We start from the raw sequence: 25,467 nt of genomic DNA on the forward strand, positions 1-25,467 counted from the left end.
CTTTAAGCGGAATCCATTTAAAATTTCACCAACTTCGCATTTTTAGCTTCATTATTATTTACATTTATCGGTCTCATCTTCTTTATTCTACTTGTAACAAGGAAAATACCCCCTGCATAATTAGCCATTATATGTTAAAATGAGAGCATCTTACTTTCATTTGAGGTGATTATAATGGGAAAATCAAACGCAAAGCGACTAAGGGAAAAATTAGCAAGGGAAGGCTATAGAAATCCTGAGGCAAATCGCAGTCCATTCGCATTAACAGATATGCGTTCCAGAAGAACAAAAACGAAAAAAGATCACTTATATCAGCATAAACATAAGAACCATTCATTTAATTACAAAAATGATGGTTCTTTTTTATTTATATAGTTGTATCATTCATTCTATCTTAAAGGAAATCTGTCTTTGGAATTCAGCAAATGTACGTTACTGGATTTTTCCAAGAAAAAAAGGAAGAATCCCTCAAATGTTTGAGCATTCTTCCTTTGGTGAATTAATCCAAAGCTTACCTTCTGCATTGGCACGCGTTTCATTTCCGAAGGTGTCTTTGACTTTCACTTCAATTTGAAAATTCTTTTCTTCTTGAGGAGGCGATGGAAACTCTAGTCAGTATTTTACCACCTCAGCAAGCTTCCATATATCTATTAATTGATGTATTCAGTTTTAACCCAAAAAAAGTTAGTATCCTTTTAGAGAACACCGAAGGGGGAGTTAAGGCAGCACTTTTCAGAGCTAGAAGTAAATTAAATCACGTGATAGAAAAATACAAAAGAAAAAACAAATTAATTACTGAAAATAATTCAATGCTGATTAACAAATTTTTAAAGGCATTTAAAACAGACAACCCATTATTGATTAGGGATGCTTATGTTACTCTTACGTTAAATTATATTAAAACAGAGAAGATAGTACTAGGTAGACAAATTTCATTTGAGTTCAATGACATTGAAGGAAATATTTTGGTGATTTCTGTTTAAATTATACATTTAGCGTACTTTTATTGAAACTAAGACGCGTTATACATAATGAACACTAATTTTAAGGAGGAAACAAAATGTTAAAAATAGGAGCTGTTTTTATTCCAGTTACTAATGTAAACAAGTCAGTTGAATGGTATAAGGATGTTCTTGAATTAAATTATGTTGGAACGTGGCCAGGAGATGAAGGTGCAGATTTTTATTTCAACACAGAAAAGCAATATCTAAGTTTAGTGAAGGTCAATAAAAAACAACCAACAGTTTTCAGTTAATTCTAATTACCAAAATACCTATTATAACTTTACAACAGACAATATTGAGGAATCGCACAGGAGATTTACCCAAAAGGGAGTAGAGGTTACAGAAATTCATGACGATGGAGCAATTATAGGGTTTGACTTTTATGACCAAGATGGAAATAAATTAGGTGTTGTGGTTGATAAGTAATAGATACATAGAAATAACATCTCACTTAAAAACATCCCCCTGCTTCATGATGAAAAATTCAGGAAAATAATTATAATTGTCGCTAATCATTCTGATATTTCAACAACAATATATTACATTGAAAAACTCAAATGGTTTTTTGAATTAAACAAGGTAGAGATTTCTCTCTACCTTGTTTATTATTATGAACGATGTTTAAATAAGATAAATTCTTTTTCGAGTCTATCAAATTTATCTTTTAAAACAATTATTTCTTCAGTATCTTCAATTCTTTAACTAGTTGACCTTTCAAACTGATAGCCAATACCACTAAGTTTTTCCTCGATGTTTTCAAGTTTATTAGTTGATTCAACCATATAAGTTCGAACATCTGACTCAAACTTTTCTTGTTGTGTCTCCATTTTTTCCATTCGATTATTCAACTTAGTAATTGCAGGTTCCGTAAGAGCCTCTCGTATTCATTGAGTTTGAAGGTGTTTCCGTAAATTCCCGAAAAATAAATTAAGTGGAATAATCCTGTCTTATTATTGAATAGCTTTTCTTTGGTTCCTCGATCAAGTATTCAGGCAGCTACGAATAAAAGTGAAGCTTTTAATGGTTTTACCAAGTGGCTATTCTTTGGTGGGGAAGGTATTATTGCAGAAAACGATCGAGATAAACAACGTAAAATGGTTAAATTCAATCATCTAGTTTCTAACTGTCTCATTTTTTATAATGTTTTTGCTTTAACACGTCTTTTACATGAATACAGCCGACAAGGTAAAGAATTTAAAGAAGAAATTATTAGTGACCTTAGTCCTTATATTAGCGCTCATGTCAATCGCTTTGGAAAATACCGCTTAAGAATAGACTTCCCCCCGAGCTACAATTTGACGTACCCATACAAGCTATTTAAAAGAAAGGATATCAGGGATACACCTTTGGTTCCATAATATCCTTTTATAAAATGGATTTTTTTGCATATGGCCCCTCATTTCGCGAATGGTTGCCGTACCCCTAGTAGCAATGGCTACCCCTTCTCGAGCCAATTGTATAGCAACTGCTTTTCCTATTCCTTAAGCCGCTCCAGTAATTACTGCAACTTTTTTCTCTAAACGCAATTACCACTTCCTCCATTTCTAAAAATTAGAATATTTTATCGGCGGGAAAATCCCGCCAATTATTAAATGTGGATGGCCTTTCCCGAAGCTCCCAGTATAGCTTCTTTAAATCCTTCCGAAACTGTAGGATGTGCTGAAATCATAAGTTCCATATCTTCAATAGAAGCCATCATATGAATGGAAGCAACAATTTGTGCAATTTGTTCAGAGGCCTTCGATCCTACAACTGCTCCTCCTAATATCTCTCCTGATCCAGAATGTGAAATAATTTTCATCATTCCATCTTTACTTCCATCTATTAGAGCCTTTCCATTGGCTTGATAAGGAAAAACAGATACGTTAACATCTCCATTTAATTCTTTCGCTTGTTTCTCCGTCATACCAACACATGCAATTTCAGGAATTGTATAAATACAGCGCGGAACTGCTCTTCCATCCCAAGAATTATAAACACCACAAGCATTTTCAGCTGCGATGGTTCCTTCTTGGAATGCTACATGAGCTAACTGATAGCCTCCAATTACATCTCCTACTGCATATATATCTGGTATTGAGGTTTCCATTTTTTCATTTACGTCTATTTTCCCGTTAGTAATGATTAATTGATTCTCTATAGGCTTTACCGCTGAAAGATTAGGTGTTCGCCCTACCGCAACCAGTATTTTTTCAACGTTTCTTTCTTGTCTTTTCTCATTAACATCTAATGTAACCACCACATCTTCCGAAGCTTTTTCGTAGCCAATCGCTTTCGTGCGAGTCAGCACTTCAACCCCATCATTATTTAGTTGCTTGTGTAGTGGTTCGACTATGTCACTATCTTCGTTAGGTAACAACTGATCCAACATTTCGGCAATGATCACTTTCGTGCCAAGTGCTGAAAAGATAGATGCAAATTCTAGAGCGATAACCCCTCCACCAATAATCAGTAAAGATTTAGGCGGATCTTGTAATTGAAGGATGTCGGTACTATCAAGAATGTGTTCATGATCGAACATAAATTTAGGAATCTCGATTGGTTTAGCTCCTGTTGCAATAATAATTTTATCTGCTTGAACGACTTGTTCTTTCTCACCTGTTATTTTAATGACATTTTTATCCTCAATTGTTCCCTTTCCTCTAATAAAATGAATTTTATTTTTTTTAATAAGGTGCTTTATACCATCAATAAGTGTTTTGATAATCTTATCTTTTCTTTTATGGATTGCATGAATGTCAAGACTAACGTTATCTACATTAATTCCTAACTTAATAAATTTTTTCGCTTCTTTAAAGCACTCCACTGATTTAAGCATCGTTTTTGTAGGAATACAACCCACATTTAGACAGGTTCCGCCTAGATTACCATCTTCAACTAATACAACAGATGCTCCTAATTGTGCCGCTCTTATAGCGGCTACGTATCCAGCTGGTCCTCCCCCTATAACCGCAACATTGCATTTCATATAAAATCCTTCTTTCCCACAATGATTTATTTGTATTCGAAACTAATTCTTTGTACTTAGTTCATCTCTAAACCACCGCATATATTAATCGCCTGCCCGGTAACATAGTTACCTTGGTCTGACAACAAATACATGACCATCGACGAAATATCTTCATGCGTTCCAGCACGCTTCAGGGGAATGGACTGAACAGCTTGTTGAAAAGGTTCACCTGGCTTCGAATCGAATATCTTTGCACGCTGCTCAGCAATCTCTGTCCACATCTCTGTTGGGATGATACCAGGACAAATTGCGTTTACCGTAATATTATGTTCCGCTAAGGCTAAGGCAGCCGATTTCGTAATGCTCAGCACGGCCGTTTTACTAGCGGAATAATGAACTGCTAAAGGACGTCCACTGCGCCCCGCTACAGACGAAAAGTTAACGATGCGGCCAAATTTGTTGCTAACCATATGTTTGGCCACTTCCTGTAGGCAGAAGAATAACCCTCTCATATTGACGTCTGTCACTTTGTCCCAATCTTCCTCCGTTATTTCCAAAAACGGCTTGGTCTGCATCACACCAGCACAGTTGACCAAAAAGTCAATTTGACCATATTTTTCAATGACGGATGAAACCATCTGCTTAATTTGAGCTACGTCCGTAATATTCGTCTCGATCCAGAAAGCATTTTGTTCCTCAAGTTGATGTTCCTCAAAAGTTTTTTTCAAAATATCCCGATTGATATCGACGAAAACGACCTTGACACCTTCATTTAGCAAGTGAAGTGCTGTCGCACGCCCTATACCACGACCTGCACCTGTTACAATCGCAACCTTATTTGTTATCATCATGGAAGATTGGCTCCTTTTCGTTTAATGATATGATTTCGCTCGGTGATACTGGACGTTTCTCTTTACTGGAGAGATAGCCAGAATGAACGAGCTGGAGTGTACCAAGCACATCTTTACCCGAATTTTGGGGTTCGCGTCCCTCTTCGATTGAAAGTAACAATTCATTCATCGTATAAATAAAGGCGTCGGGTATCCAAGTCTCATCAAACTTTTGTGATATCCATTGATCTGGGTAATATTTTTTCGAGTAAAATTCCAATGTATCTGGTCGTCCGTGAGGATAATCATACATCAGACCAAACGTTCCGTTAATCACACCCTCAGTTCCCTCGATCCGCAATTTTGCATAAGGATCGCTCAGTTCATTGTTGTGATTTACGGTAACAAGTAAACGCAGATTACCCGGGTATTCTAAAATGCTGATATTGCGTGATTCCCCTTGCTCCAACTGGGCAGGGTGCTTTGCCACTGTGGTATAGATGGTTTCAGGTAAACCAAAAAGATAGCGGAATGAATCAAAATAATGAATGCTGTGGTACATCAAATCCAAAATAGGAGACTGCACCAGCCAAGGCCAAGCTTCCCAGTAGGTTTTAATTGAAACGGTGATCTCACCGTAAATAGGATCCCCGATCCATCCTCTATTGAGCAGATCCTTAGCGCCGGCAATTAAAGGTTCGTATCTCATTTGCAAATTGGCAGCCAGCTTGACACCGTGCTCTTTCGCCATTTCCACGATTTTGACCGACTCCTCGAATGTATCAGACAGCGGTTTTTGACAAAGCAAATGTTTTTTGGCTTTTACCGCCTTTTCCACAATGTCATGTTGAAACCATGGAGGTACGGCAATATCGACGACACTGACGTCCGCATCTGCGAGTAAATCGTCCAGACTTTCATACACTTTTGGGATGGAAAATTTCATAGCGGTACTGTGAGCGCTCGGTGAATTGATGTCATAGATTCCCACTACATTGAAGCCTGCTTTTTTGTAGGCGGGTAGATGTGCTGCGTTCGTGATTGCTCCAGCTCCAATGATGGCGATTCCATGCTTCCCCTTTGCCAACCCCGTTTTATAATTCAACTTGATTGATTCCATACTTATTCCTCACCTCCGACGCTAGCAGGACGAATGTACCCTGACTTTTGCAAGATTTCACGGATCGCCTGTTCCGCTTTTACGAGAGCACGATCGATACTCTCTCTTCCGTTAATCGCATCATCCACCATAGTGCTTAGCAATTCATTAATCGCTGGATATTCAGGAATAGGCAACGGACTGTTCACGTTTTTGTGCACCTCTTCAATCATTGAATAATAAGGGAAACTTTCAATGATCTCAGGATCTCGCCAGGTCGAAAGCCGCGTGCCATTCCCCCCGCATTGGGACGTGATTTTGTCCATGCTTTTGCTAGCTGTTTCCTTGATAAACTGATAGGCTGCGTCTTTGTTCTTGCTTCCTTCTGGTATGGTCAGAACCCAATAAATATTGAGCGACATATGTCTTGCTTCCGGATTGTCACCCCTAGGTATTACGGTTGTTTTCGTTTTGCCAACAATGTTTGACAGCTCTGGAATCTCCGCCATAGCTGCAAAACCGCACCAATTCCACATCATTGCTGCATGCCCTTTGGCAAAATAATGACCAGTTGCCACGCTATCCATCTCACGTGCATGAGGTGGAAGCACGTTCTCAGTCGTATACAGATTTACCAGATACTGCAGTGCTTCTTTACCAATTGTGCTGTTAAAGGACGGATTCCAGTTTTGGTCGACCAACTCTCCCCCTCGACTCCACAAATGGATTAGGAAATCATAAACATTGTTGTGACCGTCTGGATATCCAGCTAGTACGCATCCATACAAATCTTGATCAGGACGGGTAAAGAACTTGGCAACATCGAGAAATTGGCTCCATGTCGAAGGTACTTGTAGCGGATAGCCATATTTCCCCGCAAAGGCTTCCTGCTCGTTCGGATCGTTGAACAGGTCCTCCCGATAGAGAAACATCTCAGGCCCATCATGATAGGCGATTCCGTAGATTGTCCCGTCCTGATCCGTTTGCAGCTGCTTCATACTGCTTGCCCAACCATTCGGCCAATCTTCCGGGGGATCATTTTCAAGATACGTATTTAATGGGACAAGCCCTTTCATTTTGATTAATTCCGGTAGCCAATCTGTCACGCAAAGAAACAGATCATGATCTGCGGAAAATACTTTTTGCTCCGTCACCATTCGGTCATACAAAGTATGTATTTCCCAAAATGTGCGGTTCACTTGCATTTCTGGATGTATTGCAGCAAAATGATCTGCCTGCAATTGAAAAGACTTTTCAAATCCAACAAATTCTCTGGAAACGAGCGATAGTGTTTTCTTTGTCATTTTCCTTCTCCTTTGATTGTTTGTTGTGTATTTTTGCTGTATTCAAACGTTTGACAAGTAAGTAAACGATGTGAGCTCACACCAACAGATACGGACTTTCCACATAACGGCTGATCGTTTGCAGGAATTTGGCTGCTGGTGCTCCATCGATTATCCGGTGGTCAAAAGAAAGACTTAGCGTGAGAATAGGGCGTGGAACAATTGTCCCCTCTACTACCCAAGGAAGCTGTAGAATTCGTCCAACCCCCAATAGTGCTGCTTCTGGATAATTGATAATCGGTGTAAACTCGTCAATGCCAAATGAGCCAAGATTACTAATTGTAAAGGTGCCACCCGTTATCTCATCTGGTGTAAGCGTTCCAGCTTTCGCTTTTTCCGCAAGCACCTTACTTCTTTTCGCTATTTCTGTCAACGACAGCTGACTGGCGTTTTTGATGACAGGGACGACCAGCCCTCTTTCTGTATCCACTGCCATTCCAATATGAATCTCCTTGTGCTGTATGTAGCCTTCTTCTGAAAGCGAGGCGTTCAGATTTTGATGCTCCTGCAGAGCGCGTGCAACGATTTTAATCAATAAATGCGTATAGGAGATCGACTCACCATTTTGTCTTCTAACGTCATCCAGTATTTCCTTTCTGAACTTCTGCAGAGGAAAGACATCTATTTTGGTGTTTATCGTCACATGTGGAATAGTGCGTGCACTTTTGCTCATTCGTTTTGCGATTACTTTACGAATGCCGGAAAGGTGCTGGGACGCATCCACAGGCGCCGATACTTGCTGCAAAACCCCGTTTGGCGTCTGGTTTTGTGCCTGTCCTTGTGCCCGGCTTTGAACCTGCGCTTGAACGTCTTTTTGAATGATTCGATTCAGAGGTCCGCTCCCTTTAACCGTCTGCAAATCGATTTGATGCTCTCTAGCGAGACGGCGAGCCGCAGGTGATGCCTTCAAGAAAGGCTCTCTTCTCTGCTCAGACCTGAATGCAAACCTGCTTTGATGTTCTTCATCCGCTCGCTCAGTGGTATCGATGTGTATCATTGGGATTGTTTTAACTTCCTCTGCCTCTGCTCCAGTCTCACCAATCCAAGCAATTGTTGCATTAACTGGAACGTTCTCTCCCGCTTGGACCGTGATTTTTTTCAGCACGCCACTTGCCGGAGCCTCAACCTCCAAAGCAGATTTTTCTGTTTCAATCACAAGGAGTGGGTCTCCCTTTTCGATTGCTTCTCCTTCTTTTACGCACCATTCCTGAATTAGGCCCTCTGTCATCGAAAGTCCTGCTTTTGGCATCGTAACCTCAATCATCGTTATCCCCCTCCCTACTTGAGACTTGCTCATGGTTGATTTGTTTTTTCTGCCATTTCTTTGCTACGCGATCAACAAACGAAATGCACTGACCTAGATAGTTCTCAGGCTGAATCAGCGAGAGCACCTCTTCCTTCGACATATGTCTCAAAATTTCCGGATACGAAAGCAAAACTTCTTCCAAGCTTTTATCTTTTTCAAATGCTCTCATAGAAACGTGATAGACCAAATCATGTGCTTTTTGCCTGCCCACATATTGAGCGAGACCAAGCATTACTTTTTCTGAAACGATCAACCCTCGTGTGATTCCTACGTTTTTTCTCATGTTTGCTTCGTTGACAATTAGCCCTTCGATTACCGTCTGCATTTGCGCTAGTGCTCCGCTTGTCAGAATGCAAATCTCCGGAATATACGCCCATTCGACTTGCCATAATGCCATGTCCCGTTCATGCTCTTGCACCATGCAATCAAGTGCTAGTGCCACTTGCTTTCGAGCCACTTTGCAGATGCCGACAACATATTCACAAATCATCGGGTTTCGTTTATGTGGCATCGTGCTGCTGCCTACCTTACCATCCACGAAGCCTTCCTCCAGCTCGGCAAGTTCCGTTCGTTGCATATTGATAATCTCATTGGAAATTTTTTCAAGCGTTGCTGCAATCATCCCAATGTTCATGGCAAATTCGGCAAAATTATCCCGGGCTACATGCCAGGTAATCGTTGGCGATTGTAATCCCAGTGAAGCAAGCATTTTCTCCTGAACCGGAAACGCCATATCTTCCAGGGAAGCAAGCGTCCCCGCTGCTCCCCCAAACTGCCCTGTCAAAATGCGTTGCTCACTTTCTTCCAAACGGGATATATGACGTCCAATCTCGTCTACCCATATCGCAACCTTGTAACCGAATGTAATTGGCAGCGCGTGCTGACCATGTGTTCGTCCCGGCATCAAAGTATTTTTGTATTGTTGTGCCAGCGAAAGCAGCGTATCCAGAATAACGTTTGTCTGTTTGAGCAATTGCTCACGGGCTTCTTTTATCTGGAGCACAAGTCCTGTGTCGATAATGTCCTGGGTTGTCGCTCCCCAATGTATATAGCGGCTGGCATCTTCCTCGCAAAGCTCTTCGAGCGACTTTATCACCGTAATCAAAGGGTGGGACGATGCTTTCATCCCTTCGCGAATGACCGTAAAGTCCAGCATCTCTACACTCGCTTTCTTGCAGATCTCCTCCGCTGCACTTTCAGGGATAATGTTCAGCTCTGCCTGAGCTACAGCTAACGCAGCTTCCACGTTCAGCCATTTTTGTATAATCGATGCGTCAGAAAAAACTTGGCGCATTTCTTCTGTACCAAACTGGTCTCGAAACAGTTCAGAATCTATTGGATGAGATGCCATTATTCTTCCTCCTTCAAATCACTGCGGCCAAAATCGCAGACTAGCTCCCCACCTACGGCAAAGATATCTTTTTTTAATTCTACTAGCTCAATCCGTACAAAATCTGGTGTGACCCCCAATGAGTTTACGATTGAATCCGTTACACTGTTTACTAAAAAGCGCTTTTGATCCAAAGTTCTTCCTTCAGTGAGCTTTATCGTAATATAGGGCATTGATTATTCCCCCTGAGTATTTGATGTCGGTGGTTGAACCAATTCCAGTACGATCTGGTCTGGATCTGAAAAATAAACTGTATATCCACCCTTGTTGCGTCCTTCCAGGATGGCAACAGGTTCAGATTTAAACTGAACCCCCTTTTGCTTTAGTTCCTTGTAGATCGTTAACAGGTCATCCACGACAAATGCCAAATGTGCGCTTCCCACATTACAAGGCTGCGTATCCAGCTTGACCCCTTGTGGATTAACATATTGGATCAACTCAAGAACATGGCCGGAAACACCCGGTGTTTTTGCTGGTATCCTAAGCATGGCAGCAATTAAATGAACATCTTCATATCCTACCAATTTGCCCGTGTACTCATTTTGTTGAACCTGCTGATGAATAAGTTCCATCCCAAGGATATCGCGATAGAAGGCAAGCGATCTATCCATTTCAGAAACGGTAAAGCTGACATGCCATGTGTCTAAAATCATGTTGAGCCCCTCCCTCCTACAGTAACTTGTTTCTTTTCATTCGATTACCATTCAGGTGTAAAATTCGCTACATTCTCTTTAGTGATTTTCGGGATTTCAATATAGTTGAAGAATTCAATGTTCTCTTTATTGATCAACTTTACTGCTACCTTAATTGCTTCCACTCCATCCTGAACCGGTGACTGAAGATTGGTTCCGTACATGTCGCCCACTTTAATTGCATCAATTCCTGCTGCGCTACCACCGATACCAACTACTTTAATACTATCTTTTTTATGCTCTTTCAAAGCTTGGATTGCTCCTACTGCCATCGTATCGTCATGTGCATACACACCTTGAATATCCGGGTTAGCTGTCAACAGGTTTTCCATGGCAGTCACCGATTTTGCCTTATCCCAGCCACCTACCTCTGAAGCTACGATTTGAATGTCCGGTGCAATTTTTGCGAGCTCTTCTTCAAAGCCTTTTTTGCGGTTGATCGTAGGCTCCATACCAGGAGACCCTATGATTTGTACAATATTTCCTTTTCCATGCAATGCTTCTTTTATAAGCTGTGCTGCACCTTGACCTTCTGTAATGCTGTCAGCTCCTGTAAACGCCTTGATGTACTTATTTCCTTCTTCTTCAAGGCCCACGTTACCGGCGATAATTGGGATATTGGAGCTTTGTGCCTTCACCAGTGCTGGTACGATCGCTTTAGCATCCACAGCATTTAATACGATTGCATCTACTTTTTTGGTGATTAGGTTCTGCATCTGAAACGATTGCTTATCGATTTTCCATTCTGCATCGAGAATCACCAGCTCTACATTTTGAGCTTCCGCTTCCTTCTGCAGACCTTTTACATAAGAAGCCAGATAGGGAGCATTTTGTCCTGCAATCAACACACCAATCGTTTTTTGTCCAGATGCCGCTTCAGTCGGTTCATTTTTCGAACCTTGGTTAGTCGCAGATGAACTACACCCGCTAATCAGCATTGTCAACAACACACCAACGAGTACTAAACTAAACATTTTTTTCATCGCTACTTCATCTCCTCAATTTGTAATAGTTAGAAGTCAAGCCAACCAAAACTAACCTATTGAAACGTACGCAGCATTCCTCCCTTGTTTTTTTGACGTTTGGCGGAGATCGTCGTGATAATCACCACAAGGATTAGTACAAGACCTTGCAAACCTGTTTGATAATACGACATCACTCCAGTCAGATCTAACAAATTACTTAGAATATTCAGAATCGAAATGCCCCAGAAGGTCCCCCAAACAGAACCGGCACCTCCGGTCAACTTCGTTCCTCCTAACACAACAGCTGCAATCGTTGCTAATTCCATGCCGTTTCCAGCAATTGGAGAACCTGTATTCAACAAGGAAGCTAGTAGAATCCCTCCAATAGCCGCAAGTGTACTGCATAGTACATAGCTGAGGAAACGAACACGATCTGTCTTGATGCCGCTATATTCTGCAGCGTCGCTATTTCCACCAATCGCAAAAATATCGCGCCCCAATCGGTAGTTTTTCAAAAACCGATCAGTTAGAAACAAGAAACCCATCAGGAATAAAAACGGAAGCGGTACCCAATTCAATATGTTGCCACTCAGCATCAGAAAATTCATGTCTGTACCAGAAACGGGATTTTGATTGGTAACCCCAAGTGTGATACCGCCTACAAACGTCATAGAACCTAAAGTCGCGATGAGAGGATTAATATTTAGTTTAGTGATGGCAAAGCCATTGATCATCCCTACCACTACACCGACCAGAATTCCTGCTACAATCGCCACCACCAATCCGTATGGCTGTAGATAAACCGTAACGATACCAGCTAGTGATACAACCACACCTACAGATAAATCAAATCCTTTTGCAATCATCACAATCGTTTGCCCAATGGCTACAATGCCCAGAACCGAAACCTGCATCAACAGATTGTTCAGGTTTGCAAAAGAAGCAAACTCACTTGCAATCGCACTCGACACCAAAAACAGTGCCAAAAAAATTAGAAAAGAGACATTGTCGATAAGCCACTTTTGCACCTTAGTATTATTCATCTCTTTTTCACCCGCTTACGAGAATCGATCCCAACCACAAACAGTAAGACCAATCCTTTCATCATCATCTGAAACGGATACGGAATCCCCATCAGTGTCATGGAGTTCGTCATAATCCCCAAAATAAGTACGCCAAGCACCGGGATTGTACGCTCTGCCTTCGCCTCCGTAAATACTGGTTCCTCCAAGAACAGCCGCAGAAATGACATCTAACTCCATTCCCGCTCCTGCCGTAGGCGATGCACTCATTATTCTTGAGCTAATCAAAATTCCCCCGAATGCTGCGGTTAGCGATGAGATCACAAACGTCCAGCTAACTATATTACCTACCTTTACCCCTGCAAATCGGGCTGCTACCGAATTCGAGCCGGTGAGCAGAACCTTTCGACCAAAAACGGAATGGTTCAGTAAGAGCTGAAAAAGGATCGCCGCAATTACAAAATATAGTACCAGATAAGGCATCCCACCTAGCGAGCCTCCACCGATTGTCGCAAAGGAAGGCTCTTGGCTTTGCAAGGTCATTCCACCGGTGAATACTAGTGCTGCCGCTTGCAAAAGTGACATCATTCCAAGGGTGACGATAAATGAATTTGCCTTCACTCGTCCAACCAGCCAACCATTACACAAACCAACCAGAATACTAACCACAAGAGTAATCGCAATCGCCCCTCCTACCCCTAGTTCTGGCTGAAGTCCAATGACCAAAATACTAGCGAGAGAAAGCAGGGCACCTACAGATAGATCAAAGTTCCCTGCCGACAAGACAAACGTTTGACCTAAAGTTAAAATTCCAAGGATAGAAATTTGGCGTAGCAGATTGATGATATTATCTGTTGTAAAGAAATCGTCTGAAATCGCCGCCATAAAGACAATCATGATAAAAAGCACAAGAAGAATAACATTTTGTTCCAAAAATTTGCGTAATCCCGTTTTTCCCACTACCACTTTTTGTGCTTCAACTGCACCTGATGACATACAATGACCTCCCCTCTCACCCTATACTTCCACAACACCTGTCGCATACTTCATGATAATCTCTTCCGTGGCTTCTTCGCGTCCGATCTCGCCATTCAGTCTGCCCTCATGCATTACCAAAATCCGGTCGCTAATACTCAAAATCTCCAGTAAGTCTGAGGAGATAAGGAGGATTGCCATGCCATCTTTTGCAAGCTCATTAATCGCATGGTAGATCTCTGACTTGGCCCCTACATCCACACCTCTAGTGGGTTCATCCAGAATCAATACCTTGGGAGTTGTCCCCAGCCATCGTCCGAGCAGCACCTTTTGTTGATTTCCTCCGCTGAGATATTGGATTGCAATTTTCGAATTGGGCGTTCGTACATTAAATTGGGATAAATAACTTGCAATTGTGGTTTCCTCTTTCTTTCTAGAAACCAATCCAAATTTGCTAAAGGTTTTAACAAAAGGGATCGTAAGATTTTCGCCCACAGAGCGCTGGAGAAATAAACCTTGTTGCTTCCGATCTTCCGGTACATAGGCAATTCCGGCTGCAATTGCATCTCCTGGTATTCGTATGTTAATCTGATGTTCATTTAAATGCAGCGTACCGCTGTCATACGGGTCAATGCCTGCAATCGCCTGTGCCACTTCAGACCTTCCTGCTCCAAGCAAACCGGAGATGCCTACAACCTCGCCCTGTTTCACTTCAAAGGAAATATTATTGAAAACCCCGTTCCGTGACAGTTTATCTACCTTTAGCATTGCTTTGCCAATGTGATACTTTTCCTTAACGAAGAACTTGGAAATGTCCCTCCCTACCATCATTCGCACAATATCGTTCTCAGTCACATCGGATATTGCTCTGGTATCAATATAGCTACCATCGCGCAACACAGTAATTTTGTCACAGATCGTAAAAATCTCATCCATCCGGTGAGAGATATAAATGATGCCAACGCCTTTCGCCTTTAGCTTGGCAATCATCTTAAACAACACTTCCGTTTCCCGCTCCGTCAAGGAGGAGGTCGGTTCGTCCATCACGATGATCTTGGCATTCTGCGAAATTGATTTTGCGATTTCGACCATCTGCTGGTCAGCAATCGACATTTCTCCAACAGGCATTCGCGCATCTAAAGAGATGCCCATCTCTGTAAATAAAGCTTCTGTCTGCTTGATAATTTCCTGCCACTTGATATACCCTTTAGGAATTCTGCCAAGAAAAATGTTCTCGGTAGCTGATAGCTCTGGAACCAGCACCAATTCCTGATGAATGATGCTAATGCCATGGTTAATCGCTGTACGGGGATTATCAATTTTCACACTTTTCCCTTCAATTCGTACTTCGCCCGTATCTTTTTCAACAATTCCTCCTAGAATTTTCATCAAGGTAGATTTGCCCGCACCATTTTCGCCAAGCAACCCAAGCACTTCTCCATGAGCGAGATGCAATAGGACGTCATTTAAGACCTGCACTCCTGAAAAGGCTTTGCTAATGTGCTCCATGACTAGAAGCTCTGCTTGATTGTTCATCTGATTCTCCCCCCTTCCCTTTGTCGTAATCCCCTATCATGCGTGTTACATCCCCTTTACGACGCGCACGATATCTTGTACCTGGGGCATTACCTCTTTTTCCAATTTCAAACTGTAAGGAAACGGCACATCTTCGGAAGCAACGCGCTCAATCGGCGTATCGAGATAATCGAAAGCCTCTTTCTGAATTCGAGCCACCAACTCTGCTCCCCAGCCAAATGAACGGTGCGCTTCATGCACAAGCACAACTCTGCAAGTTTTTTTCACCGAAGTCAAAATCGTGTCCATATCAATTGGACTAATTGAACGTAAATCAATAACTTCAGCTGATATCCCATCCTGTTTTAATTCTTCTGCCGCTTCTTGCGCAAAATGGACCATTCTCGAATTGGCTATAATCGTCACGTCCTCGCCATTGCGGATCACAGAAGCCTTATCCAGCGTCACGGTGTACTCCTGTTCCGGAACTTCACCTTTAGTAAAGTACAAGAGCTTGTTCTCGATAAACAGTACTGGCGCTTCATCCCGAATAGCTGACTTGAGCATGCCCTTAGCGTCATACGGATTGGATGGACTCACAACCTTTAGACCTGGTACCTGAGCAAACATCGACTCCAGGCTTTGCGAGTGCTGTGCACCGTTGCCTCGCCCTGCCCCTTCCTGTGTACGAATCACCATCGGTACGTTTACTTGACCACCTGACATGTATTTCATCTTTGCTACTTGGTTCACGATCTGGTCCATCGCCACCATCGCAAAATCAATCCACATCAGCTCTGTCACCGGTCGCAGACCAGTCATTGCAGCTCCAAGTCCCATTCCAATGAAACCATTTTCAGAGATTGGCGTATCCACCACTCGCTTTGCCCCGAACTCTTCAAACAAATTTTTGGTGACTTTAAAAACACCACCGTATTGGCCGATATCCTCACCTAAAAGGACAATATTCCCATCCTTTTGCATTTCCTCGTGTAGCGCTTCATTCAAGGCTTCTGAATATGTAATCGTTCTCATAATTCTCCGTCATTCCTTCCCCGCTAAAATTAAACCGCTTACAAAACTCCCTCAAACAGATCTTGTTCGTTTGGTTCAGGACTCTCTTTGGCAAATTGTATCGCTTCCGTTAGATGCTGAGCGATACGTCCCTCAAGCTCCTGCTTATATTTGTGGAAATCAGCAAGCTCCTGTTCAAGACGGGCCTCCAATTGTAGTATCGGGTCTTTTTTTCGCCACGCTTCTACCTCTTCTTTGGTTCGGTATGTTTCTGAATCGCCATACATATGACCTTCCGTTCGATACGTCTTCGCTTCAATCAGCGTTGGTCCTTTGCCTGCTCTTGCTTTCGATACCGCTTCGTTGGCCGCATGGTAGACTGCCTCAAGGTCGTTACCATCTACAACAATCCCCTCAACACCATAGCCAAAGCCTCTTTCCGCGAGGTTTTGATTTTTTACCGATTCATGTAACGGAGTCATTTCCGAATAAAGGTTGTTTTCACAGACAAATACCACCGGCAAATCCCATAGGGCAGCCATATTAATCGCCTCATGAAAAACTCCCTGGTTAATTGCCCCGTCTCCGAAATACGTAACCGCTACCTGGGATGTCTCCCTATATTGTGCTGAGAAGGCTGCCCCTACTGCAATCGGGATTCCAGCTCCAACAATGCCATTGGCTCCCAAAATACCGTTTTCAACCGAAGTGATGTGCATTGGACCGCCTTTGCCATGACAATAACCATCTACACGCCCTAGCATTTCTGCCAGTAATTTTTTCTCTTGCGCACCCTTGGCAATCGCGTGACCCCGGCCTCTGTACGTCATCGTGATGTAATCCGTCTGCTCCAAATTCATACCAAATCCTGTCGCAATTGCTTCTTGCCCGGTGTAGCTGTGCAAAGATCCCCCCATCAAGCCTTGTTTGTAAAGCTCAATGCACGCCTCTTCGAAACGACGAATCCGTAGCATGGTTTCATAGCCGACTTTCAAGCTTTCAATGTTTAACCTATTTGGACGCTTTACCTGTACGTTCATAGTACCCTCCTATTGATTTCGTTGGCGGAACGCTCGTGCTTTTTCTCACGATTAGTTCAGCACCTGGAATCCTTACAGATACACCTGTTTGCTCTCCATTTAACTTTTTTATCAAGCTTTTTACAGCTTCAATTCCCATCTCGAAAAGCGGCATTTTCACGGTAGTAAGAGCAGGATCAATCATAGAAGCAAAAAACACATCATGCACACCTACAACTGAGATGTCATCTGGTACTGTAAGCCCTTTCACCTTTATTGCTTGTATTGCACCGATACTGGAAAGCACATTAGCTGCAAAAACCGCGGTCGGTGGATCAGGTAACTCAAGCAGCTTCATCATACCTTCATACCCTGACTCAACCGTATAACCGGTTTCATGTAGGTAGCTGGGAAAAAAATCAATGCCCGATTCCTTCAGCGCTGCCCGATATCCTTGGAACCGCTCTGTACCTGTTCCAGTAAATAGAGGACCAGACAAATGCCCGATTTGCGTATGTCCCAAGTCAATCAAATGATTGACTGCAAGCTTTGCGCCATAAGTATCGTCAGCAATCACATAATCGTGCATGCTCAAAGTCAAACGATTGACTAAAATAAATGGCATATTCTCTTTCTCGAGTTCACTAATACTTGAGTCTTCAAATTCTGAACTTGCCACCATCAGTCCATCGATGCGACCTTCTCGCAACAAAGATAAGTAATTGCATTTGGAATCTTTGTTGATGCTGCAAACCATCAAGTGATAGCCTTCTGTTGATGCCTGAAGCTCAGCACCACGGATAATTTCTCCATAGACCGGGTTTAAAAAGTCAGGAATCACCATACCCAGCATCATGGTTTTTCTTTTTCTCAAACTCCTGGCATTTGCATTTGGTCTATAGTTAAGCTCCTTTATCGCTTCTAAAACTCTTTTTCTTGTCTCATCTTTAATTAACAAAGCTGTATCATCGTTAATAATGCGAGAAACAACAGAAGGATCAACCCTCGCTAATTTGGCCACTTCTTTTAACGTAGCTATTTTTCACAGCCCCTTTCCATTCTAGTCAATCGTTTGACTACTTAAGTTGAATGATAGCAAATAACGGTATGTTTAGTCAATATTCAGTTTTTTTATTTTATTTAAATTTATTGTCAAAGGTAGATCCTTCTTTAAAAATATTGGATAGTCTCCTTAATAATTTGTTACTAACACACACAGTTCTTGAAAGGTCAGTGCTTCAGAAGAATATTTATTTTATGGGGTAACTGCTAAAAAAAGGAGAAGCACCAACATATCGTGGATAATCAAATAAAAAATTCGGTGCTATTCTTATTCCAAAACAATTTCCAAAAATAAACTTCCTAGACAACAATTGGCCAGCAGCAAATTTAAATTCCTCCTGTTGAGCATTTTTCTAAATCGAGACAACCTTTTTGCTTGATCCAAAGAAATTGGATCATGCTCTGGAATTTCTGAGATTCTTAAACCACGTTCAAATCCACTAATTTCCCCTAAATCAATGATTAGTCAACGAATTAGGGAAAACGATTGAGTGCTCAGTATGATTAAAGACTACTTTCCACTTCTCTTTCAAAGCTTACAAAAAAACCCAAGAACTATCAAAGAACTGCTTCGCCTGTTCAACCTCCTACAGTAAGTATCCATTTATTCTGATTGGACATCGTGCTGTAAGCATACTTTGTCCGTTTTAAGAATGAGTTACAGGAAGCACTTTTTGATTATCGTATTCCTTTGTAGCTATTTGTTAATTTGTGATAATTTAATTGATAGCTTGTTGTATTCAGAAAGAGGGGAACAAAGGAATAAAACTGTCTTCGCAATGTCTTCAGGGATCACCAATCTATCTAACTTAATATTTTTAAAAAAACCAGCTTCTATATCTTCTTCCGTACCAACAACCTGTTTATAGCAATCTAATTAGCTGTTACATCATTTGTTTCTATTGATGTAGATTTAGAAATAGAAGATTTATTAACAAATATTGAAACTAAAATTGCACCAAAAGCAGCTAAGAATGAACCTAAATAGAATGCATAGTTGTAAGAACCAGTATATTCCACCAAGTAACCAGTTGCAATTGGAGCAATTATCCCAGCAAGAGTTGAAATGAATTGGATAAATCCGGAAACAGACCCTAGGAGTCTATCTGGAATTACAGCAATGATCAGAGATTGATATTGCCAGCTCGCCAAAAGTAACATCATGGAAACTGTAACAAGGGTTACAGCAACATTTGGTGAGGCCACGAATGCTGAGGGACCAAAAGTAAGACCCGTACATATCATAGTTACCACAATGATCCATTTTCTACCTGAAACTAAATCACCAGTTCGAGAACGTTTGACAAAGTAATCAGCTAGAAATGCGCCTCCAATTAACCCGATAGATGCACCTATCCAAGGCCAAGTAGCTAGAGAACCCATTTGTTGCATACTTACACCACGAGAATTTACTAAGTAAGTAGGGTACCACGATAGAACCAAGAATAGAACCCATGAGTATGCAAAATAACAAATACATATACTTACCACATATGGTGTCTTGATATAAGACCACATTCCTCTTCCTGTATCAACTACCGTACTTCGATTAGGCGTTTTGTCATCTCCAACTGAAACTCGAATATAATCAACTTCCTGTTGGTTTACCTTCTTATGTTGCTCTGGTTTATCCTTCGCAACTAAAAACCATACAATAGCCCAAATAATTCCAAGTAAACCTAATATCACAAAACTTAGACGCCATCCCCAATTTACTGTAAGCCATACAACAAGAGGGGCAGCAATAATTGGACCAATCGTTGTACCTAATTGAGATAAGGAGAGTGCTCTAGCAGATTCTGATTTTGGAAACCAATTTGAGACAAGTTTTGTTGCGGTTGGAGCTTGAGGTCCTTCACCTACTCCAAAAAGTAGTCGTATAATCATCATGGATCCAAAATTCCAAGCAGTTGCTGTAACACCAACAAACGTAGACCAAACAATCATAGACAAACCGTAAGTATTGCGGGCACCAATTTTATCGTTTAGTATCCCGCCAATAAAAGCAAATGGAGCATAGGTAAAATAAAAAGCGCTTAATATAAACCCCCACTCAACTGCTGAAAATTGCAAATCCTCAATGATAGCTGGAGAAGCTATTGATATAGCAGCACGATCTGCATAATTAATAAGCGCAGCTAAAAAAGAGAGAAAAATGATCCGATAACGATATTTTGTTGCAAACGTTTTTAATTTTTTCAAAGTTTTCACTCTCCTATTTAATTAGACAATCGTTTGTCTGATTTTTAAAAGTAATTAGACTATTTACCCCAAAAAAAATAATTCATCTCTACCACACCGAAAATATTTATTGATTGTCCTGTATTATAATCCGATTCTGGAGAAGAAAGGTAAGCAACGTTTTCTATAATTTCCTTTAAAGGTTGACCTACTTCCTTATTGAACAATTCCGCTCTCTGTCTATCAATTTCTCTCCACATTTCTGTTTCAACCACACCAGGACAAATAGCATTAACTGTAATATTATGATCAGCTAAAGCTAATGCAGCCGATAACAAAGTGCGTGCTAAGCCCATGTAATTTTTAGGGTCAAGTGATTCTTTAATATCATCTTCCGTAATGTAATTTCTTACATACTCATTTTTAAGAAGCTCTTCAACAATAGGTACATCAAGAAGCGATACACGCTTCATATACAATTTTATGTGCAGTTTTGTTGCCCGGCATAAGGAGAAAGCTCAAAGATCATTTTTTTTGATAATATTAATCCGCCCGTTATTTCTATGTTATTACGCATATTTTCAGTATTAACCCTCATGCTTGCTATGATGGTAGACTAGACATTTGTTCCGTCATTCTACTTAAATAAATTGAATATCTAGGAATATTCCCACTCAACCAACCATAGCCCTATATCACGTTCATGCTCTTGTACTAAAGAATCATTAACGGATGGCATTTGAAAACGAACTAGTCTGAAAAGTCCCATTATATATTCACATATTATCGGGTTTCGTTTTGTGGCATTGTGCTACTTCCTACTTTTCCTTCCACAAAATCTTCTTCAATTTGAGCAATTTCAGTTCTTTGTAAATTTGCGATTTCATTCGCTATTTTTCCAATTGTTCCTGCAAACATTACATAAACAGTGTCAGGTACATTTAATCCTAAAATTTCCATCATTCTATCTTGAACTTTCTGACCATCTTTCTTAAGTAGGCCAAAGTCCCGATTGCTCCACCAAATTGACCGAAAAACACTTTTTCATAAAGGTTTTCTAATCGATTTTCTATGACGATCAAGCTCTGATAACCAAGTAGCTAGTTTAAAACAAAGTGTTATTGGCTATTGCTAGAGCTGTGATGAACTCGGTGAGTTAATTGAGAATCAATTATATGTGTACACATTTTGTATTCCCCTTTTTATCAATTATCGACCTTACACTTTTTCTTATAATTAGCTCACTTTCCAAAATCATTATTTTATTTAAGCCCTCTTCCTTATTGATAAGTTGTAGTAACATATTAGCAGCTTTTCTTCCCATTTCGTCTAAAGAGATTTTCACAGTAGTTAATGGCGGATAAGTAATCGAGCTTAGTTGGATATCATGGAAACCAACCATGGATACCTCTTTAGGAATCTCTAGGCCGCTGTCCCGTATTGCAACCATTGCACCGAATGCAACTCTGATATTAGCTGCAAACACCGCTGTAAAAGTACTATTATTATCTTGAATAATTTCCTTCATTTTTTTGTAACCGCTTTCTTCTGTGAAAGCTGTTTCTACAATTAATCTTTCATTTATTGGCAGCGTGTTTTCTATTAATGCATTTTTATAACCACTTAAACGTCTATACCCTGTATCTGTATCTAGTTTTCCAGATAGATGTACAATATCCTTGTGTCCATTTTCAATTAAGAAATTAACTGCTTTTTTTGCAGCTTGTTCATCATCTGCCACTACATAGTTTTTTGCTTTTTCACTTAGCCTATTGATTAATACGTAAGGAACATTTAATAATTCAAGCTTCTCTATTTCATTGTCTTCTAAAAATGTGGAGGCGATTAAGAGACCATCAACTCTCCCTTCCGTAACTAAATTTAAATAGGATTTTTTTGATGAACCTTCTCGAGTACTAGCTACCAATAAATGATATCCTCGGTCATACAATACCTCCTCAATTCCTGTAATAATTTGACTATACACAGGGTTATTAAAATCAGGAATAATCAAACCGAATGTAGATGTTTTTCCGGCTTTTAAGGCTCTTGCGGATGCATTAGGTATGTAATTTAATTTTGTAACCGCATTCGAAATTCTAACCTTTGTTTTATCAGCAATCATTAGGGTAGAATCATTGTTTAAGAATCTTGAAACGGTGGTTATACCCACTCCGGCCTCTTTTGCTACGCTCTTTAATGTTGCCACCTGACTAACCTCCAACAATTTCTATCTAAAGTAAAACGTTTCAGTGTAACGATACAGTGAAACGTTACATTAAAAAATTTATCGCATTTTTCTTTTGAAGTCAAACTTTTTTTTATTTTCTGATATTTTTTAAATGGAGTTGAATCGGACTTTTCCTACTGGGTACAGCCAGGGTCCTACCAACAAAACGCGGAAAACATACGCTAAGCAAATTTCGACATAAAAAAGCCGATTTTTCCTACGCTAAGGAATCATCGACTATTATTTTATTGTATAAGACTGCGAGTTATATAAAGGGTAGCGTCAGGAAAATGCGCATTGCATTAAAATTAAGAAATTGGGTTTTGATAAAGGACATGGTTCCTTTAAGTCAAATTAATTTTATTCAACAATATGGGACAACTGTAATGCCAGTTGCTTATATGTAAGTCCAGGTGTTGCTTCAGCCTAATATTTTGCACTTAACATAAATAACATGGCATGTATTCCAGGTTCCGAACTAATTCTTAATTTTCAATCGAGAATATATGAATTACTTTATAGATTCACAATAAAAATGAATATCAAACACTACTTTGAGTAGTATCTGATATTCAAACAAGATTGATAATATTTGATTATTCTCTTAGAGTTTTTAATGCACCACTCCATGCAAGAACTTGGTCAAGCATTTCATTAACATTATTCAAGTGCAAGTCAGATGGTATAAATGTTGTATAGTTTTCAAAATCTGTAAATAATGATAATGTTGGATGTACACGAACATCTGCAATCATTAATTCACCCATAATTCCTCGTAAATGTTCAGCTGCACGAGCACCACCAGTTGAACCATAACTAACAATACCTGCTGCTTTGTTATTCCACGCTTCACGAGCGAAATCAAGTGCATTTTTTAGAGCCCCTGTTATGCTGTGATTGTATTCCTGAACGATAAATACGAAACCATCCAAGCTGCTTAGCTTTTCATTCCAAGCTACAATTCCTGATTCAGTCCCATCAGTTGTTCCTAAAAAAGGTAATTGATAATCAGCAATATCTACGATTTCATAGTTTGCATCTACACGTTTGTCGGCAATTCCTTTAACCCATTCTCCCACTTGCGGGCTAACTCGCCCTTCCCTTGTACTACCTAAAATAATTCCAATATTTAATTTCGAATTTGTCATGTTTCTTCCTCCTATTTAATGTTTTAAATTTATTTATCCAAATTCTGTGCACCCATTCCAATTTTCTTTAAAACATCAATTAGCTGTTCTTTCTCATCATTGGAGATGAATGATAAATTTTGAGAAATGGTTGCAACATGTTTTGGGAAAATCTTGTCAAACAAGGCTCGTCCTTCATCTGTTAAGACCACATTAGAAGCCCTTCTATCATTAGGGTTAGGTTGTCTTTCCACAAGTCCTTTCTTTTCTGACTTATCAACAACATAGGTGATACTTCCACTAGGAATAGAGAGTATCTCACTAATTTTTTGAACAGGATGAGGACCTTTACTATAAAGCAATTCAAGAATTATAAAATTTTCATTACTAATTTTATGACTTTCAATATCTTTCTGGATGTTTTCAACAACAGCTTTGGATGCTTTCATCCAAACACGAAACAATTTCAAATCCAATTTACTTTGTTCTTCCATCGCTCCACCTCCTTTAAAGCTAATATCACCATTACCTCTAATTGCTAAACCAGCTCGATTAGGTGAAAGTGTATACTTATAGGTTGCACCATTTCCAAGTTCAACATCATACATTTTAGCTTCTGTCAAGATTGATTGGTGAATGTTCACCTAATATCTCCTTAATCATTACACCGTTTTCCGTAGTGATTTGGAAATCTTCATGCGTGTATTTTGAGTAAGTCGGTTAGGTGTGGCTCGAACCAAATTTGAAACCCTTCTGAGGGTTCAAAGAAGATTTCGGCATATTGAACACCTGAACACAACCAGCACCTACTTCACTAAACGTACCAAGCGTACCTTGGTGACGACCTCACCCCTTAATGTTGTAACTTAATATCTCAAAACCCTGATGAGGATGAAAACCAATACCCTTCGCCCTCAGATTTTGCCCATGCCCAGTAAAATAATGGTCATAGCCTATTTATCAGTTATCTCTCTTTAGAAAAGCCAATAGGTTTTTGTTCTTTTATTTTACCACCATCAAACTCTCCAAATGCCTTTTGCTGTGGTTTGACAATTTGGATTTTCATACTATTACTTATAATGCTTAAAGCAATGAACCAAAATTTATTAGTAATACAATTAATCCTAATATTAATAAAATGATTGGCATCATCATACTTTTAACTGTATCTTTAATTTTGATATGAGTAAAAATAGCCCCAATCATAGTTGCCACTATGAATAATCCCCCCCAAGCAGCTAATGTCTCATTCCATATACCTGCAATAACTAAAGCTGCAGAAATAACCTCTACTAATCCTGTAAATACCCTAAACCATCCTGGATACCCATAATGCTTAAATCCATCTACCATTTGCTTTAAACCAAACTTTATTAATCCAAACATTAGGAATCCTAATCCTAATAAAACTTGAAGAACAATTGATAAAACAGTCATTTTCTCTCTCCTTTTATCCTAAAATTATTTATTCTATAATTATTTATCCTAATGTTAGGGCTTTTTTATACTAACATTAGGATATACTTCGTGTCAACAAAAAAACAACCCAACTTCTGGTTATTGGATTGTTTTTTATCTTTTATTCAATTTGGTTCTTATTGAACTAACCTCCCTCAATAAACAAACACTTATCTCTTAAATACGCAGCTTTTCTCCATATTACTATCTAACTTGTTTAACTTTACAGTTTTGGTTAGAACGAATAGAACTCAATTTAGCAGTTTACGAAGAAAATAAGCGCAG

26 protein-coding genes and 1 pseudogene are annotated in these 25,467 nt (G+C 40.1%); 4 read left to right on the plus strand and 23 right to left on the minus strand.

What is annotated here, in order from left to right; all coding sequences use genetic code 11:
- Positions 1-174 precede the first annotated feature (174 nt).
- The 3 genes from brfA (at position 175) to J2S17_RS20500 (ending at position 1,255) form a co-directional block, all read left to right on the plus strand.
- Positions 175-375: a ribosome rescue factor BrfA gene (gene brfA, locus J2S17_RS20490; RefSeq protein ID WP_307477648.1), complete on the plus strand. Its 201-nt coding sequence runs from the start codon at positions 175-177 to the stop codon at positions 373-375.
- A gap of 224 nt (positions 376-599) precedes the next feature.
- On the plus strand, positions 600-983 hold the full coding sequence (locus J2S17_RS20495; RefSeq protein WP_307477649.1) for a sigma factor-like helix-turn-helix DNA-binding protein: 384 nt from the start codon (positions 600-602) through the stop codon (positions 981-983).
- A gap of 77 nt (positions 984-1,060) precedes the next feature.
- Positions 1,061-1,255: a VOC family protein gene (locus tag J2S17_RS20500; protein ID WP_307477651.1), complete on the plus strand. Its 195-nt coding sequence runs from the start codon at positions 1,061-1,063 to the stop codon at positions 1,253-1,255.
- Between the two features lie 447 nt (positions 1,256-1,702).
- On the opposite strand, the gene J2S17_RS20505 is transcribed toward J2S17_RS20500, so the two are convergent.
- Positions 1,703-1,840 (minus strand): hypothetical protein, encoded by a 138-nt coding sequence (locus J2S17_RS20505; protein WP_307477652.1) that lies wholly within the window; start codon positions 1,838-1,840, stop codon positions 1,703-1,705.
- A 141-nt stretch (positions 1,841-1,981) separates the two neighbouring features.
- On the opposite strand from J2S17_RS20505, the pseudogene J2S17_RS20510 reads away from it, so the two are divergent.
- Positions 1,982-2,325: pseudogene (locus tag J2S17_RS20510) on the plus strand (Tn3 family transposase); the annotation flags it as partial.
- 267 nt (positions 2,326-2,592) lie between these two features.
- Here the strand turns inward: J2S17_RS20510 and lpdA are convergent.
- The 22 genes from lpdA to J2S17_RS20620 all read right to left on the minus strand — a co-directional run bounded on the left by lpdA (position 2,593) and on the right by J2S17_RS20620 (position 25,161).
- Complete coding sequence (gene lpdA / locus J2S17_RS20515; RefSeq protein WP_307477654.1) at positions 2,593-3,972, minus strand: dihydrolipoyl dehydrogenase; 1,380 nt, start codon at positions 3,970-3,972, stop codon at positions 2,593-2,595.
- 56 nt (positions 3,973-4,028) lie between these two features.
- Positions 4,029-4,805: an SDR family NAD(P)-dependent oxidoreductase gene (locus J2S17_RS20520; RefSeq protein ID WP_307477656.1), complete on the minus strand. Its 777-nt coding sequence runs from the start codon at positions 4,803-4,805 to the stop codon at positions 4,029-4,031.
- Entirely contained in the window at positions 4,789-5,904 is a 1,116-nt protein-coding gene (locus J2S17_RS20525) for a Gfo/Idh/MocA family protein (protein ID WP_307477658.1), read from the minus strand. The genes J2S17_RS20520 and J2S17_RS20525 overlap by 17 nt, the downstream gene beginning before the upstream one ends.
- 2 nt (positions 5,905-5,906) lie before the next feature.
- On the minus strand, positions 5,907-7,187 hold the full coding sequence (locus J2S17_RS20530) for an extracellular solute-binding protein (RefSeq protein ID WP_307477660.1): 1,281 nt from the start codon (positions 7,185-7,187) through the stop codon (positions 5,907-5,909).
- Between the two features lie 76 nt (positions 7,188-7,263).
- Positions 7,264-8,490: a dihydrolipoamide acetyltransferase family protein gene (locus tag J2S17_RS20535; protein WP_307477661.1), complete on the minus strand. Its 1,227-nt coding sequence runs from the start codon at positions 8,488-8,490 to the stop codon at positions 7,264-7,266.
- Positions 8,483-9,883: an adenylosuccinate lyase gene (gene purB, locus J2S17_RS20540; RefSeq protein ID WP_307477663.1), complete on the minus strand. Its 1,401-nt coding sequence runs from the start codon at positions 9,881-9,883 to the stop codon at positions 8,483-8,485. Before purB ends, J2S17_RS20535 begins: the two co-directional genes overlap by 8 nt.
- Positions 9,883-10,095 (minus strand): tautomerase family protein, encoded by a 213-nt coding sequence (locus J2S17_RS20545; protein WP_307477665.1) that lies wholly within the window; start codon positions 10,093-10,095, stop codon positions 9,883-9,885. The genes purB and J2S17_RS20545 overlap by 1 nt, the downstream gene beginning before the upstream one ends.
- A 3-nt stretch (positions 10,096-10,098) precedes the next feature.
- Entirely contained in the window at positions 10,099-10,575 is a 477-nt protein-coding gene (locus tag J2S17_RS20550; RefSeq protein ID WP_307477666.1) for a VOC family protein, read from the minus strand.
- Between the two features lie 44 nt (positions 10,576-10,619).
- Positions 10,620-11,597: a sugar ABC transporter substrate-binding protein gene (locus tag J2S17_RS20555; RefSeq protein WP_307477667.1), complete on the minus strand. Its 978-nt coding sequence runs from the start codon at positions 11,595-11,597 to the stop codon at positions 10,620-10,622.
- A gap of 56 nt (positions 11,598-11,653) precedes the next feature.
- Positions 11,654-12,496, minus strand: a complete 843-nt coding sequence (locus J2S17_RS20560; RefSeq protein WP_307477668.1) for an ABC transporter permease — start codon at positions 12,494-12,496, stop codon at positions 11,654-11,656.
- 141 nt (positions 12,497-12,637) lie between these two features.
- Positions 12,638-13,597, minus strand: coding sequence for an ABC transporter permease (locus J2S17_RS20565; protein ID WP_307477670.1), 960 nt, complete (start codon positions 13,595-13,597; stop codon positions 12,638-12,640).
- 21 nt (positions 13,598-13,618) lie between these two features.
- Positions 13,619-15,085, minus strand: a complete 1,467-nt coding sequence (locus tag J2S17_RS20570) for a sugar ABC transporter ATP-binding protein (RefSeq protein ID WP_307477672.1) — start codon at positions 15,083-15,085, stop codon at positions 13,619-13,621.
- A 72-nt stretch (positions 15,086-15,157) separates the two neighbouring features.
- Complete coding sequence (locus J2S17_RS20575) at positions 15,158-16,126, minus strand: alpha-ketoacid dehydrogenase subunit beta (RefSeq protein WP_307477674.1); 969 nt, start codon at positions 16,124-16,126, stop codon at positions 15,158-15,160.
- A gap of 38 nt (positions 16,127-16,164) precedes the next feature.
- Positions 16,165-17,145, minus strand: a complete 981-nt coding sequence (locus J2S17_RS20580) for a thiamine pyrophosphate-dependent dehydrogenase E1 component subunit alpha (protein WP_307477676.1) — start codon at positions 17,143-17,145, stop codon at positions 16,165-16,167.
- Positions 17,117-18,145: a LacI family DNA-binding transcriptional regulator gene (locus J2S17_RS20585; RefSeq protein WP_307477678.1), complete on the minus strand. Its 1,029-nt coding sequence runs from the start codon at positions 18,143-18,145 to the stop codon at positions 17,117-17,119. Before J2S17_RS20585 ends, J2S17_RS20580 begins: the two co-directional genes overlap by 29 nt.
- A 914-nt stretch (positions 18,146-19,059) precedes the next feature.
- Positions 19,060-20,388 (minus strand): MFS transporter, encoded by a 1,329-nt coding sequence (locus J2S17_RS20590; protein WP_307477679.1) that lies wholly within the window; start codon positions 20,386-20,388, stop codon positions 19,060-19,062.
- 59 nt (positions 20,389-20,447) lie between these two features.
- Entirely contained in the window at positions 20,448-20,840 is a 393-nt protein-coding gene (locus J2S17_RS20595) for an SDR family oxidoreductase (protein WP_307477681.1), read from the minus strand.
- Positions 20,841-21,150: 310 nt separating this feature from the next.
- The gene (locus J2S17_RS20600; protein ID WP_307477682.1) at positions 21,151-21,330 is read right to left on the minus strand and encodes a lyase family protein; all 180 of its coding nucleotides are present in this window, start codon (positions 21,328-21,330) and stop codon (positions 21,151-21,153) included.
- A 208-nt stretch (positions 21,331-21,538) separates the two neighbouring features.
- Positions 21,539-22,576: a LacI family DNA-binding transcriptional regulator gene (locus J2S17_RS20605; RefSeq protein WP_307477683.1), complete on the minus strand. Its 1,038-nt coding sequence runs from the start codon at positions 22,574-22,576 to the stop codon at positions 21,539-21,541.
- A gap of 617 nt (positions 22,577-23,193) precedes the next feature.
- A complete protein-coding gene (locus tag J2S17_RS20610; protein WP_307477685.1) occupies positions 23,194-23,745 on the minus strand; it encodes an NADPH-dependent FMN reductase in 552 nt (183 codons plus the stop codon).
- A gap of 29 nt (positions 23,746-23,774) precedes the next feature.
- Entirely contained in the window at positions 23,775-24,368 is a 594-nt protein-coding gene (locus J2S17_RS20615) for a MarR family winged helix-turn-helix transcriptional regulator (protein WP_307477686.1), read from the minus strand.
- Positions 24,369-24,807: 439 nt separating this feature from the next.
- On the minus strand, positions 24,808-25,161 hold the full coding sequence (locus tag J2S17_RS20620) for a DoxX family protein (protein ID WP_307477687.1): 354 nt from the start codon (positions 25,159-25,161) through the stop codon (positions 24,808-24,810).
- Positions 25,162-25,467: the final 306 nt, after the last annotated feature.

It is taken from the genome of Cytobacillus purgationiresistens (genome assembly GCF_030813235.1).
Taxonomy (GTDB): domain Bacteria; phylum Bacillota; class Bacilli; order Bacillales; family Cytobacillaceae; genus Cytobacillus; species Cytobacillus purgationiresistens.